Origin of the sequence: Photorhabdus viridis (genome assembly GCF_040256935.1) — a bacterium.
Classification (GTDB): domain Bacteria; phylum Pseudomonadota; class Gammaproteobacteria; order Enterobacterales; family Enterobacteriaceae; genus Photorhabdus; species Photorhabdus viridis.
Genome location: NZ_JBEJZY010000548.1, coordinates 1 through 223 on the forward strand (window position 1 = coordinate 1; position 223 = coordinate 223).

Annotated in this window: 1 protein-coding gene; it reads right to left on the reverse strand. The window is 52.5% G+C overall.

From position 1 onward, the window contains the following. Window positions 1–223: contractile injection system protein, VgrG/Pvc8 family (locus tag ABR397_RS24495; protein ID WP_350307946.1), on the reverse strand; the 223-nt coding region annotated here is incomplete at both ends.

Sequence of the window (223 nt, forward strand, 5' to 3'; positions counted from 1 at the left end):
TTCATTATGCAGATAAGTTCCTGATCCGCCACGGGCTTCTTGCAGGGCCTGCGGACACTTGCCGTAATGGTGAATGGTCACGATTTGCCAGCGGGTGTTCATGGCATCAATTGGATGCTCGTTGAGGTCAAAGATTTTACCGGGCATCAGTTTAAAACAGTTGCTTTGCCCGCTGCCGGACTGACGTTGATTCTGGACGGCCTGCTGACGGCGTTGGACAAAC